10 protein-coding genes, 1 pseudogene and 1 riboswitch are annotated in these 13,353 nt (G+C 63.8%); of the genes and pseudogenes, 7 read left to right on the forward strand and 4 right to left on the reverse strand.

Going from position 1 to position 13,353, the window contains the following annotated elements:
* Nucleotides 1-19: 19 nt before the first annotated feature.
* Complete coding sequence (locus tag QFZ69_RS20740; protein ID WP_307000403.1) at nt 20-2,365, reverse strand: LuxR C-terminal-related transcriptional regulator; 2,346 nt, start codon at nt 2,363-2,365, stop codon at nt 20-22.
* A gap of 879 nt (nt 2,366-3,244) precedes the next feature.
* Nucleotides 3,245-3,586 carry a metal-sensitive transcriptional regulator gene (locus QFZ69_RS20745; RefSeq protein ID WP_306914133.1) on the reverse strand — a complete coding sequence of 114 codons (342 nt, stop codon included), beginning with the start codon at nt 3,584-3,586 and terminating at the stop codon, nt 3,245-3,247.
* Between the two features lie 384 nt (nt 3,587-3,970).
* Between QFZ69_RS20745 and QFZ69_RS20750 the strand changes: the two genes are divergently transcribed.
* The 7 genes and pseudogenes from QFZ69_RS20750 to QFZ69_RS20780 all read left to right on the forward strand — a co-directional run.
* Nucleotides 3,971-4,165, forward strand: a complete 195-nt coding sequence (locus QFZ69_RS20750; RefSeq protein WP_306914135.1) for a hypothetical protein — start codon at nt 3,971-3,973, stop codon at nt 4,163-4,165.
* A 31-nt stretch (nt 4,166-4,196) separates the two neighbouring features.
* Complete coding sequence (locus QFZ69_RS20755; RefSeq protein WP_306914137.1) at nt 4,197-4,406, forward strand: hypothetical protein; 210 nt, start codon at nt 4,197-4,199, stop codon at nt 4,404-4,406.
* Nucleotides 4,407-4,462: 56 nt separating this feature from the next.
* Complete coding sequence (locus QFZ69_RS20760; protein ID WP_306914138.1) at nt 4,463-5,206, forward strand: transposase family protein; 744 nt, start codon at nt 4,463-4,465, stop codon at nt 5,204-5,206.
* A gap of 547 nt (nt 5,207-5,753) precedes the next feature.
* A complete protein-coding gene (locus QFZ69_RS20765) occupies nt 5,754-6,608 on the forward strand; it encodes a hypothetical protein (protein ID WP_306914140.1) in 855 nt (284 codons plus the stop codon).
* A 77-nt stretch (nt 6,609-6,685) separates the two neighbouring features.
* Nucleotides 6,686-7,216, forward strand: a complete 531-nt coding sequence (locus tag QFZ69_RS20770; protein WP_306914141.1) for a carboxymuconolactone decarboxylase family protein — start codon at nt 6,686-6,688, stop codon at nt 7,214-7,216.
* A 72-nt stretch (nt 7,217-7,288) separates the two neighbouring features.
* Complete coding sequence (locus tag QFZ69_RS20775) at nt 7,289-8,599, forward strand: MFS transporter (RefSeq protein WP_306914143.1); 1,311 nt, start codon at nt 7,289-7,291, stop codon at nt 8,597-8,599.
* Between the two features lie 216 nt (nt 8,600-8,815).
* Nucleotides 8,816-9,016: riboswitch (cyclic di-AMP (ydaO/yuaA leader) on the reverse strand.
* A gap of 338 nt (nt 9,017-9,354) precedes the next feature.
* A pseudogene (locus tag QFZ69_RS20780) lies at nt 9,355-9,691 on the forward strand (leucine zipper domain-containing protein); the annotation flags it as partial.
* Between the two features lie 1,000 nt (nt 9,692-10,691).
* Here QFZ69_RS20780 and QFZ69_RS20785 read toward each other — a convergent pair.
* Both QFZ69_RS20785 and QFZ69_RS20790 read right to left on the reverse strand, forming a co-directional pair.
* Nucleotides 10,692-10,946: a YHS domain-containing protein gene (locus QFZ69_RS20785; RefSeq protein WP_306914145.1), complete on the reverse strand. Its 255-nt coding sequence runs from the start codon at nt 10,944-10,946 to the stop codon at nt 10,692-10,694.
* Between the two features lie 34 nt (nt 10,947-10,980).
* Nucleotides 10,981-13,299: a cation-translocating P-type ATPase gene (locus tag QFZ69_RS20790; protein WP_307000406.1), complete on the reverse strand. Its 2,319-nt coding sequence runs from the start codon at nt 13,297-13,299 to the stop codon at nt 10,981-10,983.
* Between the last annotated feature and the right edge of the window lie 54 nt (nt 13,300-13,353).

Raw genomic sequence — 13,353 nt, forward strand, 5'->3', positions numbered from 1 at the left:
TGAGATTTGGCTGTCCCGGTTACGTGAGGCCCCGGTCGCGCGCCTGGCGGACCGCGGCCTGGCGGGTGGTGACGGCGAGCTTCGTGAAGATGTGCCTCGTGTGGGTCCGGAGCGTGTTGAGCGAGATGAACAGCGCCTGGGCGATCTCCGGACCGCTCAGCTCGCTGTCGAGGAGCCGGAGCACCTGCAACTCGCGCCCGCTCAACTTCTCTCCTGCCGACGAGGTCAGCCGGTACCCCTGAAGGAAGGCTTGCGCTTTGGGCGGCGCAGCCAGGTCGAGTAGTCGCTGGGGGTGGTCTTCGGCGATTCCGTGGTCGGCGGCGTCACGCAGCAGCTTCAGCATCGGCGCCCCTTCGGCGATGAAGAGACCGGCATACCCGGCAGGTTCGGGCGCCTCCTCGAAAGCCCTGCCAAGGATCCCGCGGGCCCGCCCCCGGTGTCCCTGAAGGGCCTGGGAAAGAGCCTGCAGCATGCGGATCTCGACCATGCTCCCGGCGCGTCCGCTTGTCTCTGCGGACGCGAGCAGCCGTCCCAACAGGCGATCGGCTTGCCCGGACGCGCCGCGGTCGGGATGTTCAAGGTTCTGCGCTAAGAGCAGCCGCACGAGCGTGAGGTGGTCGAACTCGCTCAGGTAGCGGACTTTATCCGTTACAGACACCCCTCGTGCCTGTGCCCACTCAGCAGCTTCCGATGTCTTGCCTTGGACGATCCAGATCCGGGCTCTCATCGCTCCAATCGGCCGCACCTCCGGAAAGAATCCTGGCCGGTAGATCTGCTCAGCCTGGTCAAGCAGGTCGGTGGCTTGGTCCAAGCTTCCCTCGGCACGGGCAATCAGCGCCCTCGCTACGAGCCACCGGTAGCGGCTCTCGGTCATCGGCGCCCGTTCGAAGAACTCACCGGCGGTCGTGAGGTGCCGTGTCGCGGCAGCGAGGTCTCCGGCCTCCCGGTCAATATCGCCCAGACCCACATGCAGCTCGGCGGTCGCCCTGGCGACGGGCTCACCCTGAGCCTCGGCCAGCTGCAACGCATCCTGGTAGAGCCGCCGCGCCTTGCCGGGCAGGCCTGCCACGAGCCACATGTCACCGAGCACGACGGTGCTGCTGAGCGCGTCAATATGGTTGCCGGAGGCGCGCAGGCTGGCCACGGCCTGCGTGAACGTATGCAGCGCAGACGACAGCTCCCCGTTCGCCCACGCGGCGAGCCCTAGAAAACCCTCAGCAGCGCCGCGTGCAAGATGGTCACCGGGGCCGGCCAGGGCAAGGGCGTGCTGGGCGTGCTCGGACGTGTCTGCCGCATCCCCCCGTGCCTGCGCAAGGGAGGCACGGTAGACGGCGATGGTCGCCGGCAGCGTCCGGAGCTCCTCAGTGACGGCCCAAGGCGGAGCTGCCCCGGACGGGATCGCAGCCATTGCACGTTCCGCATCCGCAAATCGCGGCTCCACCCCGTGGAGGTCCCCGGAGACCATGAGCATGAATCCGTAAAAGACGCTAAGCACTGGGCTGGACCGGACGGCGTCGGCCGGCAATGCCTTCAGCCAGCTGAACAAGATTGCATCCTGCCGGTTTCGCCGGATTATCGGCACGGCTAATTCCACCAGGTGGGCCGCGCGGTTATAGTCCTGGGCTTCCAAGGCATGCCTGACCGCTTCTTCCATCAGGTCCCTGCGCTCGTACCATGCGCTGGCACGCTGATGAAGCAACGGCATCAATCCAGGCTGTTCGTTGAGCAGACGCGCCCGCAGCACGTCCGCGAAGAGGGAGTGGTAGCGATACCACTCCCGACGGTCATCCAACGGGACGATGAAAAGGTTGGCGCGCTCCAGTGACGTGAGCATCTCCGTCCCGTCACTGCGGCCCGTCACCGCATCACAGAGGGGCCCGTTGAAACGGTCGAGAACGGCTGTGAGCAACAGGAAACTGCGAACCGGATCGGGTTGATGCTCAAGTACCTCCTCGACGAGGTAGTCGACGATGTACCGGTCATTCCCGGCGAACCCGGCAATAAAACCGGCAACGTCCTCGCGGCCCTGGAGCGAGAGCGCTGCCAGCTGCAGCGCTGCTACCCACCCCTCAGTACGCTGCTCCAACGCCTCGACGTCTACGGCGGAAAGATCCAATCCTGCTACCTCATTGAGGTATGCGGTAGCCTCCTCGGACGTAAATCGCAGCTCCGCTGCACGCAGCTCGACAAGCTCGCCGCGCACCCGCCAACGGGACAAAGGGAGCTCGGGGTCCGCGCGCGTGCTGATCACAACGTGAACGTGGGACGGAAGGTGGTCAAGCATGAAGACCATCCCGTTGGCGACCTCGTGACTGTCAACGAGGTGGTAGTCATCGAGCACCAACCAGACATCACCCGGTGCCATGGCCAGATCGTTCAGCACCATGGTGAGCACGGACTCGGCCGAGACGACTGAAGAGGAGCAATGAGCTCCAATGCCAGACGGCCCGACACTGGGCACCGCCGTTTGCAACGCGGACACAACATAGGTCCAAAAAGACGCAGGGTCGTTATCAGCAGCGTCGAGCGAAACCCACGCAATACGACGGTGGTCCTCGTCCATTCCGCCGAGCCACTCGGCAAGGAGTGTTGTCTTTCCGAACCCGGCCGGAGCAGACACCAACGTCAATCGCGACTCAGTTCCCCCACGCAGGCGATCCAAGAGCCGCAGGCGCGTCACAACATGGCGACGCACTTTTGGGATGAACAGCTTCGTTGCGATCAGCGGACGTGCCATACGAACCCCGCTCCAAGCCTGTCCCTAACCTCCAGTGGTGGCCACGGATGGTCGATAAAGTTCCCTACAAAAAGGGAAGGACCGCCAGAGGAGCTGTGGTTCCGTGGACTGTTCTCGAAAAGCGACGCCCGGCGGACATCCATCAGGGCCACGGCCGCTGTTCTCCGCGTTCGTTGAAACGATCGACTTCACCCGCATCGTTTTCCAACCCCGTCCCAGCAGCGCTGGTCGTCGGGGCCACGCTTTTCGGGGCCGGCTTTGGGCTGCGCGGCGCAGCATTCTGGCCTTCAATCATCCACACATCACCGTTTATGTGGGGCGTGAGTTGAGCCCGGAGGGGGCTTGCACCGCAACGACACTCGGGTCTGACTGCGTGCAAGATCACCGATACAGCGTGCGGACGCACGTTTGACTGCTTCGTGCCGCCAGCGCAAATGGCTGCTGAAATACGTTGTCTGGGGTGTATGCCGGGGGACCAATCATCCATTGCCGGGCTGGCTTCAACAATTAGGCGCGAACGTAGCGCGCGATAGCCTCTGTGGCCTCCTGCATTTTGGCCCGTCCGGCCTCATCACCGAGCTGCGCTGCATCCAATACGCAGTGCTTCATGTGGTCATCCAGCAGTCCCAATGCGACGCCGCGCAATGCGGCTGTCATTGCTGAGACCTGGGTGAGGATGTCGATGCAGTACTGCTCCTCATCGACCATCCGGGCAATGCCTCGGACCTGACCCTCGATGCGCTTGAGGCGGGCAAGGTAGCGCTCTTTGTCAGTGATGTAGCCGTGGGTCGTGAGGCATTGCTCGTCGACGTTGGAGGCGGCAGGCCGTTTGGTGGTGGGTGTAGTCATAATTTTCCTTGGGGTGAGGTGGTTGAGGGGGATCCTGCGGCCCCACGGGTTGCCGTGTCCTGCAGAATTTGGGCGGTGACATCGGCCGCGCACCGAAGCAGGCAGCCCGCTGCCCAAGCGATCACTTTACTTATGGGGGCGTTGCGCTGGCTGACGCTGAAGATGATATTGCCACGGGACTTCACTCGGCATCCCTCCTGGCTCACCTACTTATATACCCCCTAAGGGTATCGTACTCCAATAGCAAGCTCAAGCCCCCGCGTTGACTCGTAGAAAACCTCCGCGTAGCCGGATACGTTGCCTCAATTGAAAACCTCCGCGTAGCGGCGTGGTTTCCGGCCGGGGCGGCGGATGGGGGTTATGCCCGTTTTCATGGAGCTAACGATGGACCAGCGGCAAGCTGTGACAAAGAAGAAAGCCCTCGCCTATAAGAGCGCCGATCGTGCAGGGAAATCCCGGATCCTGAACGAGCTGGTCGAACTGACCGGTTGGCACCGCGACTATGCCAGGGTAGCCTTGCGGGAGGCCCTGGTCCTGAAAATCGTCAAGCCCAGACAGGACGCCGGTCTACGGCCCTGATCTGCTCCCGCCGCTGATCAGGTGCTGGGCGGTGCTGCGGGCTCCTGCCGGCAGGCTGCTGGCCCCGATGCTGCCGGTTCTGGTGCCGCTATTGCGGCGGGACAAGGAGCTTGCGATCACGGATGATCAGGCTGCTTTGCTGATGCGCATGAGCGCGGCGACCATCGACCGGAAACTCGTCGGTGACGGGCGAAACTTTTCCCGCCGGGCCGGTCACACACCAAGCCCGGCACCCTCCTGAAATCCCAGATCCCGATCCGGACCTGGGCCGAGTGGGACGACGCCGTCCCGGGATTCGTGGAGATCGATCTGGTCGGCCACGAGGGCGGCAACAGCTTCGGGGAATTCTGCTTTACCCTGACAGTGACCGACATTTCCACCGGCTGGACGGTGAATCGGTCCGTGCGGAACAAGGCGGCCAAATGGGTCTTTGAGGCCCTCGAACACGTCACCGCTGTGTTCCCGTTTCCCATCATCGGGATCGATTCGGACAACGGCTCGGAGTTCATCAACGAGCACCTGCTCGCCTACTGCCACGGCCACCAGATCACGTTCACCCGCTCCCGTCCCGGGAACAAGAACGACGGCGCGCACGTGGAGCAGAAGAACTGGGCCAGGGTCCGGGAACTCGTCGGCTACCTCCGCTACGACACCGCCGCGGAACTCGAGAAACTCAACGAGATCTGGGAACTGGACCGGATCTTCACCAACTACCTGCTGCCCCAGCAAAAGCTCCTCGAGAAACACCGGCACGGCGCGAAAGTGACCAAGAAACACGACGCACCTGCCACGCCCCACCAGCGCGCCATCCGGCACGAAAAGATGCGCAAGCGCCCGGTCATTCGGATGAACGCCGCCTTCAGGCAGATCAAACCCGGCGCACTCTCACGCCAGATCCTGGCACTCACAGCGCAGCTCGAAACACTGGCCCGAGCCAAACAGCCGGGCGCGGTCAAACCCGTCAACAGGGCCATGAGGCAACGAATCACCTTTCCCGGAGGTATTGCAATGAGGCAACAGGGCCCCGCGCTGCCTCATTAATAATCCTACGGCTGGGTGCCGGTTGGTGCCGGGGGCTACGCCGGGTGATTGGGATTGACGATGGCTGAGCGCAAGGCCGTGACGAAGCATCTGGCCAGGTCCTATCAGGCCGGTGACAGGGTCCGGAAAGGAAGGATCCCGGACGAGGTCGTTGAGCTGACCGGCTGGTACCGGGACCATTCCGGGCGGTGCTGCGGCATGCCCTTGATCCTCCCAAGCCCAGGCGGGTGACGCCGGGCCGAGCACCGGTATGCGGCGCGGATCTGCAGCCCGCGCTCCGTTGGCCTGCTGAGCGGTGCTGCGCGCACCGGCCAGCAGGCAGATCATATTCAGCACACTCTGGGATGGGCTATTCGTTGTGGCCGATAAAGGGGGCGTCGACGAAAAGAGCGCCGCTTCTGTGATCTGGATCCAGCGACGAGGGGTGCTCGTTTCATCAGCACCCTTGCCCGGGGATACCCCCATGGGGTATATTTATATGTATGAGATACCCCCTGGGGGTATCTATGGAACGAATGCCAGCAACGACTGCAGAGGTGGAATCATTATGATGACCAGTCACGACCAGGGTCACGGCGGGCATGAGGGCCACGGGGCTGCCCAGCCCGGCGGCCTTCTGGTGTCCGAGCACGGGTACACCCTGGAGCTGGATACCCCTATCCTCAGCAGCGGCACACAGACGGTGACCTTCCGGGTCACCGGCCCTGACGGGCAGGCGGTGACCGACTTCGAGCTCACGCACGAGAAGGAGCTGCACTTCATCGCCATCCGGCGCGACACCATGGGTTTCCAGCACGTGCACCCTGTGATGGACCCGTCGGGGACATGGAGCACCGACCTGGATGTGACCCCCGGTGTATGGCGGTTTTTCGCGGATTTCGACCCGGCTGGACACGGTCAGCCCATGACGCTGGGCATCGACGCCTCGGTCGCCGGGGAATATGACCCGCAGCCGCTGCCGGCGATCACCCGGACCACCGAGGTCGGGGACTACACCGTCACCCTCAAAGGCTCACTCTCATCGGGCGAGGCGAGCGAACTTACCTTCAGCGTCCAGAGGAACGGAAAGCCGGTGATCGACCTGCAGCCATACCTGGGCGCCTACGGGCACCTCGTGGCGCTCCGGGACGGCGACCTGGCCTACCTCCACGTGCACCCGGAGGGAGAGCCCGGTGACGGCAGGACCGTGCCCGGCCCGGAGATCGCGTTCATCGCTGCCGCTCCGTCGATGGGGTCGTACCGCCTGCATCTGGATTTCCAGCACGAGGACATCGTCAGGACCGCGCAGTTCACGGTGTCGGCCGGCGGCAGCGTCCACGGTTCCGGGCACCAGAACGGCCACAACCCGGTTCCGCCGGCGGAAGAGCCAGCTCACCACGGCGGCCACGGGCATCACGCCTAACCCACAGACGTCGGTGGCCGGACGGCCGGCCGATGTCAACACCAAGATCTACGCTCTCGAGCGCAAAAGGACCCATCATGCCTCGTTTTACCCGACTCACACCCGCCACAGCAGTTGGCGCCTCCCGTGGTCTGCTCTCCGACCTGGTCTCCCGTCATGGCCAGGTCGGTGGCATGGTCTCGATGATGGCGCACTCCCCCGCAGTCCTGGGCGGCTACCTTGAACTCAGCCGGGCGATGAAGCGCGCCAAGCTCAACCGCAAGCTCAGTGAGCGGATCTCTATCGCGGTCCAGGTCCAGCAAGGCTGTGGACAGTGCCTTGACTCGCACGTGAACGCCGCCCGCGCCCTGGGAATCGACGAGGACGAGATCGAATGCGCCCGCGCAGGCACCTCGGCCGATCCCGCGATGGCGGCGATCATCACGCTGGCGCTCCAGATCTACCGTGAACCAACGACAATCACCGACGAGCAGATCAACGCACTGCGCGGCCACGGCTACAGCGACCGGGAGATCGCCGACGTCGTCGGCATCGTCTCCCTCAACATCCTCACCGGCGCTTTCAACCTCGTTGCCGGGCTTAGACAACTTCCCCAACCGGTCCCCTAGGGACCATTGACCCCACCTCGGGGGCGCGCCTCAGGCAAGGCCACCCCCTCTTGCATGGATGAAAGGAACACCATGCGTTTGTTCGCAATCCGCGACTACCGCCATCTATTCAGCGCCCAGGTGATCGCCCTGTTTGGCACCGGGCTGGCGACTGTAGCCCTGGGCCTGCTCGCCTACGAGCTTGCCGGCCCGCGCGCCGGGGCCGTTCTTGCTACCGCCCTGACGATCAAGATGGTCCTGTACGTCCTCATCGCCCCTCTCGCTGCTGCCTACGTCGATCGACTCCCGAGGCGAGCGTTCCTTGTCATCCTGGACGTGGTGCGTGCCGCAGTGGTTCTCGCGCTGCCGTTCGTCACCGAGGCCTGGCAGATCTACGTCCTGATCGGCCTGCTCCAGTCAGCTTCCGCGGCGTTCACCCCGACGTTCCAGGCCGTGATTCCCGACATCGTGACCGACAAAGCCGCCTACACCCGTGCTCTGTCCGCCTCCCAGGTCGCCTACACCATGGAGAGCCTGCTCAGTCCCGTGCTCGCTGCAGTCGCGCTGAGCTTCATGACATTCAACTGGCTCTTCCTGGGCACATCGGTAGGATTCATCGTCTCCGCCGTCTTGGTCCTGTCCACACGCATCCCCAACGCCCAGCCCAGTGCGCATGCCAAAGCATGGGACAGGGCTGCGGCAGGAATCAGAACATTCGTCAGGACACCGCGGCTGCGCGGCATCATGGCACTGAACCTGGTCGTCGCAGCCGCGGGATCGATCGTCATCGTCAACACCGTGAACTACGTCCGCGACCAACTTGGCGGTTCCCAGTCGGACGTCGCGTGGATGTTCGCAGCCTCAGGCGGCGGAGCTCTGCTGGCAGCTCTCGCTCTCCCGCGGATACTCGACCGGATCCCAGAGCGCACCGTCATGATGACCGGCGCCGCAATCCTCGTTGCCGGCACTGCAGCCGCGCTCACGCTCGGCGCAGCGGGGCTCCTGACGTGGACCGCCACCGCAGTAACGTGGGTGGTGATCGGCGGTGGCATGGCGATGATCGTCACGCCGACGGGCAGGGTCCTTCGCGCCTCGGTCGACGCAAACCGGATACCGGAGGTCTTCGCAGCCCAGTTCTCACTATCCCACCTTGCCTGGCTGATCACCTATCCCATCGCCGGCTGGCTCGCCGCGAGCTCGGGCTTGACCATCACCTGGTCAGTCCTGGCAATCCTCGCTCTGGCAGGCGCCGCCGGGGCCCTCTTCCTGTGGCCTCGCCATGACACCCTGACCGCAGCTGCCGCGCCCGCACCCGGGCCCGCCGAAGTGGACACACTCAGGGAGATGGAAGCCGCAGAAGGCACTCTGGCAGCATGCCAGTGCGCTTCCGTCCGCACAGCCTGAGTGAAGCAGAGGAGACAACTCCTTGAATACAGGATTCTCAGAGCCGGAAGCCGGGACCCTTGGACGGTCCCGGCTTCCGTACATTCCCCACACAGTGCATCGGCGGAATGCCCCATGCTGTTGCCAGTAGCGGCTCAGATCCACAGGCGGCCCTGCTCGCCAACAGCAGCAGTTGGCCGCGAGCCGCCGAGGCGACTTTACCGGTCTGCGCTAAGAGCGTCCTCTCGGCGCTGGCGGAGTTAGCTGTCGGATTCGGACGAGAGTGGACTGTCATGCTGCCCTGACGGATGCGTGCAACACGGCATGCAGGGCAGCTTCACCCCATGGCGCGCCCACTGGCACACCGTTAATTGGGTCCCCCGCCCCCGCCAGGACAAGTAAGGAGAAATGACCGGCGGGGTTCGGCAAAGCGATCATGAGCATACCTATACCCCCACTGGGTACATGGTATTAGAGATCCGGAGAACATCATCTTTATCACCGGCAACCGCTGAACCAAAGGTCGCATTTTCAGCCAGCGTGGCAAAAGTGTTGGCGCGTTGAATCGACGGTACCCGCCCTCCCGGAGAGCAAAGAGACGTACTGCGCCTAATGGGGCGATTGCCATGGCCCTGATGTCCAGATACGCACTCTTACGGCGGACGCTAGCTGTATGGACCACGGACGTTAGGAACATGCGGCGTGGTTAGGTGATAAAAAGAAGGCCTCCAAGTGGAGCGGGCTTGTCTAGAGTCCCAACCACAAAGAGGTCTTCAATTTCCCATGCTAACGCGGTCCTGACACCCAAATGGCGTGCTCCGCTTTGCCCGATGCATCGTCGAAGACAAATGGCCGTTGCGCCGGGCAGCTGAGCGATCCCAGGTCGCCACGACCGCCGCGCGGTGGACAGCCCGGTTACCGGGAGCATGGTGAGCGCGGGATGCGCGATCTTTCCAGCGGGCCTGCCAGCGCCCCCGGCAGACCTCCGTGCGGCGGAAGCGCCCGATCATCGCGATCAGGGTCAACCATCGGTGGGGACCGGCCAGGATCGGCTATCTGCTGGGCATCCACCCCTCCGCGGCGCACCACCGGGTGCTGTCCAAATTTGATCTCAATCTGGGTCAGTACTTTCGCCTTAATGGTTGCTTGTCAGGCCAGGCCTTGTTACGTGTAATCCATACCGGAGCTTTTAGCGTCATGCTCAGGAACGTTGGTAACCGATGCTTTGAGTTTGCCCTGCTTGGCTTCCCGCCGCTAGGGGAATGCCCCCGTTGCCCTAGCTCTGTTGCGGGCCTGTCCGTCCACGAACCTAGTATGAGCTGCCATGAAGTTACTACTCCCGATCGGCAGTTTCGCGCTCCGCTTTGAATACCCGCGCTACATCAGCGAGGAAACCTCCGAATGTGTCCTGGCAGTCGGTGCAACTTGCGATGTGCAGGAGGCCCTCCTCGTCCGGGATGTCGTCATGGGTGGGGTGCTGAACGCCTGCCGGGTCAATCTTCATGGTTCTCCAGGTGGTCTCTGCATCCGTATATCCGTGAGGGCAGTGCGGTTCTCGTGTCCGTTGGTGGTGCCGCATTTTCCGCAGTGCCGGCTAATCGAGGGACCCCATCGTCTAGGGCCGCGTTCGCGCGAGCGCGGCTAGCCGTTCCCTGTCGTGTGCCTTGCGTGCGCTGACGTTCCCGGACATCCCGCCGCTGAGTTCGCACCCTTCTAGGTAGTCCTCCTGCTCAGGAGTGAGCCGATCGCGTTCCATTGAGTGGCGTGCCGCGAGGATCCCGAACCGGATCCGCTGGGCTTGTGCGTGGGTTATCGCTGGGATTCGCTTTCGAGGAGGTCTGGGTCGTGCTTGGTTGCTGCAGGCTGGCTCGTCGCATTCGAGCCGGTAGTCCGTGGAGCTCTTGACGGTCATGCTTGTATTTTTTCTTTCATTAGGTCCCGGACGATACCGGCACACCTTTTGGTGAACTGCTCTTGTAGGCGGAGCCCGCGGCGACTGGGGAATGAACCCTGCGCTCAGAAGCTTCGTTTTCGCCGATGGTCCGGAGTTGGCAGGGCGGGGCGCGGTGGCTTGCCACCGCGCCCTCAAAGATGCTCCTGCTGACGTGGGTGGTTAGCTGGCGTTTGCGTATTTTGCCGGGTCGGCGTCGAAGGCCGGGCCGCAGCCGCCGCAGCAGAACCAGTAGCGGTTGCCTTCGTAGTCGCGGAAGAGGCCGGTGGCTTCCGCGACAGCCTTGACTACAGGTGTGCCGGCCATGACTGGGCATGTGGTGACGGCATCATCAGCTTGTCCGGGGCCTGTGGTGAGGGTCAGGTCCTCGGTTTTGGTGTCTTTGGGGGTGTTGTTGGTGCTGCAGCAGCTTCCCATGGTGGGGTTTCCTTTCGGTGGTGGGGTTGTTGGTTCAGGCGTCGATCGGCTGTCGTGCACGGGAGCGCGCGGCGGCCGGTGACGGGTTTCCTGCCTGGCTTTTGAAAGAGCGCAGACGGAGACTGTTGGAGACCACGAAGACGCTGGAGAACGCCATCGCGGCTCCGGCGAGCATCGGGTTGAGCAGCCCGAGGGCGGCCAATGGGATCGCAGCCACGTTGTAGGCGAAGGCCCAGAACAGATTGGTCTTGATCGTGCTGAGGGTTTTGCGGGCAAGCCGGATCGCATCTGCAGCAGCGCGCAGGTCACCGCGTACCAAGGTGAGGTCAGCCGCTTCGATGGCGACATCGGTGCCGGTTCCCATGGCCAGGCCCAGGTCCGCCTGGGCCAGGGCTGCGGCGTCGTTAACACCATCACCGACCATGGCTACGACTTTGCCCTGCTTCTGCAGGTCCGTGACAACACGAACCTTGTCCTGGGGCAGGACTTCGGCGATGACCTGTTCGATCCCTACCTGGGCGGCGACCTGTTCGGCGACTACCCGATTGTCACCCGTGAGCAGCACCGGCGTCAGGCCCAGGGCGCGGAACTGTGCGATGGCCTCGGCGCTGGTTTCCTTGATCGCATCAGCGACGGTTAGCACTCCTCGGACCTGCCCGTCCCAGGCAACGACCACGGCGGTCTCCCGGGCTGATTCGGCCTGTGCTTTGACGCGGGCCAGGTCTGCGGGCATGGTCAGGGACCAGTCCTCGAGCATGGCTTCGCGTCCAATAATGACCAGGTGTCCATCGACCACACCCTGCACGCCGCGCCCTTCGATGTTCTTAAAGGATTCCGGGGTGGGCAGGTTCCCGACACGCTCGGTGGCGCCGCGGGCGATGGCCTGGGCGATGGGGTGCTCGGAAGCGTCCTCCAGGGCCCCGGCGACGCGGAGCAGTTCGTTCGTGTCGGTGCCCGGTGCGGTATGGACACCCTGCAAGGTCATCTTGCCGGTGGTGACTGTGCCGGTCTTGTCCAACAGGATGGTATCGACCTTGCGGGTGGATTCGAGCACTTCCGGGCCCTTGATCAGAATGCCCAGCTGGGCCCCGCGGCCGGTACCGACCAGCAGTGCAGTGGGGGTGGCCAGACCCAGGGCGCAGGGGCAGGCGATGATCAGGACGGCTACGGCGGCGGTGAATGCTGCCGTCACCGGGAACCCTGCACCAAGCCACACGGCCAGTGTGCCAACAGCGATGGCGATCACGATGGGCACGAACACCCCCGAGATCCGGTCGGCCAGCCGCTGGACTTCGGCCTTGCCGGACTGGGCGTTCTCCACGAGCTGGGCCATTTGCGCCAGCTGGGTGTCCGAACCGACCCGGGTTGCGCGGACGAGAAGGCGGCCGCCGGAGTTGACGGTGGCGCCCGTTACGGTGTCCCCTTCCCCGACTTCTACCGGAACGGATTCGCCGGTGAGCATCGATTCATCAACGGCGCTGCGGCCGCTGACGACGACGCCGTCGGTGGCGATTTTCTCGCCGGGACGGACGATGAACTCATCGCCGACCGACAGCTGGTCGGTGGGGATGCGGATTTCGTCGCCGTCGCGCAGCACGGCCACGTCCTTGGCGCCGAGCTCCAGCAGCGCGCGCAGCGCCGCTCCGGCCTGGCGCTTGGATCGCTTTTCAAAGTAGCGTCCGGCGAGGATGAACAGGATTACCGCCGCGCCGACTTCCAGGTAGATGTTGGCAGCCCCGTCAGTGGGGGCAACTGTCAGTTCGAAGGGGTGCGTCATTCCCGGTGTTCCGGCGGTGCCGAAGAACAGGGCGTAAAGGGACCACAGGAACGCTCCCGTGGTGCCCATGGAGATCAGGGTGTCCATTGTCGCGGCACCGTGGCGAAGGTTGGTATATGCGGCTTTGTGGAAGGGCCAACCGGCCCAGAGGATGACGGGAGCGGCCATCGCCAAGGACAGCCACTGCCAGTAATTGAATTGCAGGGCGGGGATCATAGCCATTGCGATGACGGGGATCGCGAGCACGGCGCTGCCGATAAGCCGGTGTTTCAGGGACGTCAGTTCGGCGTCGGGCCGGTCGCTGTCTTCCCCGCCCTGCTGCTGTTCCCGCCGTGCGCTGGGCAGGGCTGCGGTGTAACCGGTCTTCTCCACCTCAGCGACCAGGTCCTGAGGATCATATCCGGCAGGGGCGGTGATACGTGCCTTCTCGGTAGCATAGTTCACCGAAGCGATGACGCCATCGAGCTTATTGAGCTTGCGTTCGATCCTGTTGGCGCACGAAGCGCAGGTCATCCCGCCGATCTCAAGTTCGATGTCGATGCCCGGCGCCTGTTGAAAGGCCGCGGTTTCAGACATTGGATACTTCTTTCTCCCTGTGCGGGCCCCCGGCCTGTCCGGCCGTGGGTCCTC

Source organism: Arthrobacter sp. V1I7 (assembly GCF_030817015.1).
Taxonomy (GTDB): Bacteria; Actinomycetota; Actinomycetes; order Actinomycetales; family Micrococcaceae; genus Arthrobacter.